The 5259-nt window shown below is 60.7% G+C and carries 3 protein-coding genes and 1 pseudogene; 2 read left to right on the top strand and 2 right to left on the bottom strand.

The window, feature by feature from the left end; translation table 11 throughout:
* Window positions 1-327 precede the first annotated feature (327 nt).
* On the top strand, window positions 328-1455 hold the full coding sequence (locus ACYPYD_RS20285) for an IS5 family transposase (RefSeq protein ID WP_459665219.1): 1128 nt from the start codon (window positions 328-330) through the stop codon (window positions 1453-1455).
* 158 nt (window positions 1456-1613) lie between these two features.
* Entirely contained in the window at window positions 1614-1718 is a 105-nt protein-coding gene (locus tag ACYPYD_RS20280; RefSeq protein ID WP_459665125.1) for a short-chain dehydrogenase, read from the top strand.
* A gap of 118 nt (window positions 1719-1836) precedes the next feature.
* Here ACYPYD_RS20280 and ACYPYD_RS20275 read toward each other — a convergent pair whose 3' ends face one another.
* Together ACYPYD_RS20275 and ACYPYD_RS20270 are read right to left on the bottom strand one after the other, a co-directional pair.
* Entirely contained in the window at window positions 1837-4347 is a 2511-nt protein-coding gene (locus tag ACYPYD_RS20275; RefSeq protein ID WP_459665123.1) for a TonB-dependent receptor, read from the bottom strand.
* 380 nt (window positions 4348-4727) lie between these two features.
* Window positions 4728-5182: pseudogene (locus tag ACYPYD_RS20270) on the bottom strand (transposase family protein); the annotation flags it as partial.
* Window positions 5183-5259: the final 77 nt, after the last annotated feature.

The raw sequence follows: 5259 nt of genomic DNA, 5'->3' as shown, positions 1-5259 counted from the left end.
CGTTCCCGCCGCTCCTGAATTCAGGAGCGGCGGGAACGCGAGGCGGGGCCAGGAAGGAGTGTCCCTTGTTCCTGGCCCCGCTTCGCAATCTTTCGAGATTCGGTTCAAAGTGTATAAGCGCTCTGTACGCTACGAGCGGCTGTAGACCCGTGACGTCGCCCAGGCACCACTTTGCAGACGGAATTACAGTTGTCTCTGCCCGTTGCCCGAGGCAAATATCTGTACTGCGTTCTCCTTAGTAGCATAACAGGCTGCGGAAAAAGGCGCTTGCCTCGAGGTGACATTGCTGATTCCAGGATCGCGAGAAGCGATGTTGAAGGGATCGGGATTAGCGGCGGTGATGAACGGAGCGAGGGGCTGTTCTCGTACGTGAGTTGCGAGCCTCGGGTGCCGGCGAACCATCCCCTTCGCGCGATCCGGGCGATTGTCGATGAAGCGCTCGAGGTGCTGTCTGCGGACTTCGACGGCCTGTATTCTCGTATCGGGAGGCCCTCGATCCCGCCCGAGAAGCTCCTTCGGGCCTTGCTCCTGCAGGCGTTCTATTCGATCCGCTCGGAGCGCCAGTTGATGGAGCAGATGGACTACAACCTACTCTTTCGCTGGTTTGTCAGCCTGGCGATGGATGCTCCGATCTGGGATGTCACGGTCTTCACCAAGAACCGGGAGAGGCTGCTGGCAGGCGACGTTGCCGCCAAGTTCCTTTCGGCCATCATCAGCCAGACGCGCGTACACTCTCTTCTCTCGGACGATCATTTCTCGGTGGACGGCACGTTGATCGAAGCCTGGGCCAGCGTGAAGAGCTTCAGGCCCAAGGATGAAGGCGGCCCCGGGGATGATGATGACGGTGGGGCGGTCGCCAGCCAGGGCGAGCAGGCAGCAACGCCGACCGACCGTAATGCCGGACGCGATTTTCGCGGAGAGAAGCGCAGCAATGCAACCCATGCATCGACCACCGATCCCGATGCCCGGCTGTTCAAGAAGGCGCGTGGCCAGGCTGCGAAGCTGTGCCACATGGCCCATGTCCTCATGGAGAACCGCAACGGCCTCGTTGTCGATACGATCCTGACCCATGCCACCGGCACCGCCGAACGCGAGGCGGCGCTGACCATGCTGGGGCGCATGGACGGGCGCCACCGGATTACCCTGGGCGCGGACAAGAACTATGACACCGCCGCCTTCGTCGCGGCGCTGCGCGAGATGGGCGTCACCCCGCACGTGGCCCAGAACAACACCAACCGGCGTTCTGCCATCGACGGGCGCACGACACGCCATCCCGGCTACGGCCTCTCCCAGAAAATCCGCAAGCGGATCGAGGAAGTGTTCGGATGGGCCAAGACCTGCGGCACCATGCGAAAAACCCGACACCGTGGGCAAGATCGCGTCGGATGGTCCTTCACGCTCACCGCTGCCGCCTACAACCTCATCAGACTGCCGAAACTGCTGGCTGCGGTCTAATCGTGCTGCTCACATCACCAAGACCGCGCCAACACCGCAGGCAACTCCGAATTTCAGCCTCGAATGAGCGAGGTCCTCGCCCCGCACCTTGGAAATCGGCGCGGTGGCGGCCACTGCGCCGCCTTTTTCCGCAGCCTGTTAAAGCAAATGAACTCGCCATGTCCCAACGCCTCAACGGCAAGGTTGCCATCATCACCTGCGCGACCAGCGACATCGGCCCCGCCACCGCCAACGTTTTTGTGGCCGAAGGTTGTTCGGCATAACCAGCCGCCATGGCATTGCCCAAGGGCAGAAAGTACGAGCGCTATACTGATAGGTCCCCATTGGGGTCGTCTCATGCGCATAGCGCTCGCAGGTTACCTGCATTCCTATATCGGTTGATCAATCTCCAAAACGATAGCGCAGCCGGATGCCGTACATCCGGGGCATTCCCAGAATGATACTCTCCGAGCCGATCGATGCGAAAGACCCGCTGACGAACACCGGATACTTTTCATTGAACGCGTTGGTGACGAACGCCGACGCATCGATCGGGCCTCCCAGCACGTCGTTCCAGTTCAGGTTGAAGTTGACCAATTGGCTCGACGGCAACACGCCCACCGGAGAGTCCGCCAGGGCAATCTGCTTGGCGGTGTAGATATAGGTGCCGCTGATCGATATCCGGCCCAGACTGTCATCCAGCGGCAGGGTGTAGGTCGGCGTGACCGTCAGCTTGTGCTTGGGCGACTGCGGCAGTGGCCCGCCGACGTTGGCGCCGGTCGAGGGCGGGAGATAACCCGGGAAATTCGGCGGGCTGTAGGACTTCAGCTTCGTGTCGAGATAGGCATAGCCCAGAGCGATCGAGAGACCGCTGAAGTTGATGGAGCCATCGACCTCAATGCCCTGGATGCGCGACTTGCCTGCATTGACGATGGCTTGAGCCGGAGAGCTCGTGTTGTTGGGGATGCTTGCGTCGGGAATGAGGTTCGCGGTCAACTGCTGGTTGGAAAAATCGTTGTAAAAGGCCGCGAGGTTCAAATATCCGCTGACCGCTCCGCGGAAGGAGGTCTTCACGCCGATTTCGTAGGCCTCTACCTTTTCGGGACCCCACGAAATGGGGATCGTATTCGATGCGTTCACATTACCCTGGCGATAGCCGCGCGCGTATTTGGCATAGACGAGCATATCGGGCGTCGGCTTGTAATCCAGGTCGATCAGCCAAGTCGGCTTGTTGGATTTTTGCGCGATGTTGGTGAGGCAATTCTCGCCGCTGGGTGCAGGACGACCGGGGTAAGCCGCGCATACGAAGGTCGGCGTGTTGGGTGCGAAGAAGAACGCCTGGCGCGTGCCGCCCTGGCCCGCAACCTTGTCCATCGTGTAGCGCAGTCCCGCCGTTACCGAGAACTGGTCGGTGATCTTGTAAGTGCCCTGGCCGAAGAAGCCCGCGTTGCGATACCGGTAACGCGTCAGGGAGTTCTGAATCAGGCCGGGAATGCCCGCCACGCCGAGCGAATTGATCGGCGTACATTGGTAGGCCGCGATATCGGTGCACGACAGGCTCGACAGCACCGGGACCGAGATGCCGGGCGCGATCGGGATCTGGGTGGTATACGAGATCGGCGAAAGCGAACCCTGGAACGGGTTGAGCGGTCCGCTTTTCTCGTAATAGCCGCCAAGGACGTAGTTCAGCTTGCCATCACTTGTGCGGCCTTGGATCTGCAACTCTTCAGTCGCGGTCCATTGCGAGACGTTGGGGAAGTTGGAATCGGGGTTGAGCCCGACCCATGTGAACGGCAGGCCGGCATAAGGGCTGGGGGCGCCAAATTGCGTCGTCGCCGGGAATGCATAGTCGTCAGAGCCGATGTTGAACGACTGCTTTTGGCGAAATTCCTGATAGCTGGCTATGTTCTTGACGGTGAGTGTATCGTTTACCACCCAGGTCGTTGTGTTGGATACGGCCCACTGATCGATCTTCAGGAACGGATTTGCCGCGCTCATCGCCACATCCCAGTACCCATCGCCGCGGGCCGCGGCGTCGGTGATCATCTTGCAGCCGAGCGGCGCCAGGAACTGAGCTGTCGACCCGGGCGTGGGCGTGGTCGTGTTGCCCAGGCAACCTGCCGCCGTCACCATCTTGCCGGCAACTCCGTTGGTATCGGAATGGCTGAAGCGGGCGAGCGTGTAGCTTTCCAGGTCCGGCGTAAGCTCGGCCAGGATGCCCAGACGCGCTGCCCAGTAATTGACGTCGCCGAAAGCATCCGGTCCCCGGGTGCTCTGGTTTTTGAGGTACCCGTCCCGCTTCTGGCGATCGAAACCCAAACGAACCTTGAAAGTGTCACTCAGCGGTACGTTGACGACGCCTTGCATACGATACATGTCGTAGTTGCCGTAGGACCCCTCGAGATAGCCTTCCAGTACATCTGTGGGACGCTCCGGCACCAGCAGTACCGCGCCGCCCGTGGTATTGCGTCCGAACAGCGTTCCCTGCGGCCCCTTCAGAACCTGGACGTTCTGGAGATCGAAATACTGACCGACGCCAGCGCCGTTGCCGCCCGGCGTTCCGCCTTGCGCACGCGGCCCCACCACGTCCGCGAAGTAGATCGCGACGGACGGTGACGTAAAGGATTCCTGGGTAAATCCACGGATGGCGAAAGTCGCCGTTTCGCTACCGTAACGCGAATTAGCCGAGAGTGACGGAGTATAGGTGGCCAGATCGGCACCCGACACGATGTTCTTGTTGGTCAGCTGTTGCTGGCTGAAGACGGCCATGGAGATGGGAACGTCCTGCAGGCGTTCCTCGGTACGGCGAGCGGTGACGACGATGTCGCCCCCCGCATCCTGTGCCATCGCCGGTACTGCTCCGGCGAGCGTGGTGGTCGCAAACAGAGCCAACTTGACTGATACGCGCCTCATTTATTCTCTCCCGAGCAACGAGGGTTAGCCCTCGTTTGGTTATTGGTTGCAGGTCCGACTTGTTTCGGTCGGATCGCTGCGACAGTTGCTTGACCTGTGATCGCCCGCAAAACCGCCATTCCGGCCCTTTACGAGGTCATTCCAGGTCATTATTCGCGATGCCATTAAGGCCGTTTTCTCTTCGTTCGTCTTCCGGCCAGATGAAATCCAAGTGATGGGTTTCTCGCTACCCGGGCCAGAGCACAGCCATTTGAATGGATTCGGGACTGCGTTACAACACAGCGACCCCGATCGATCGCGGAAGCGATGTGACCTGCCCCCCGGCGGTCCCTCGCTCATAACGAGCGTCTTACGGTTGAATATTCCGGCACGCTCGCCTGCACCGGCGTCCGACTGCCCTGGGCCCGCTTGCGGCTGCACCGTCGGCGCACGGACAAGCCTTCTTCCCGATATAGCCGGTAAAGCTTCTTGTGGTTCATCCTCATGCCCTTGCGCCCCAGCGTGACGCCGAACCGACGGCGCTGCCCTGCGATTTCCCGCATGGCTTCGCGGATGGCTCCGTGGTCCGGCGGGTGTTCGCGCCTGACCGTCTTGGGATCGACGGCAATCAGCACGCAAGCCCGGCGATGTGAGACCTGGTAGTCCCGCATCACACCGAGCGCCACGTCGCGCCGCTGGCCCGGCGTCGTCAGCCTTTTCCCAGCAGGTCCTTCAGGATCGCGTTGTCCAGCATGCTGTCGGCCAAGAGCCGCTTCAACTTGCCATTCTCGTCCTCCAATTGCCGCAACCGATGGGCATCGGAAACCTCCATACCGCCGTACTTCACCTTCAACTGGACGCCTCTGTGGTTGCCGCCCGTAGTGCAAGATGATTCTGTTCTGCGAAGGGAGTGATCGAGCGCGCGCTTCTGTC

Source organism: Novosphingobium sp. 11B (assembly GCF_054589055.1).
This window is presented reverse-complemented; position numbering and strand designations above follow the sequence as displayed.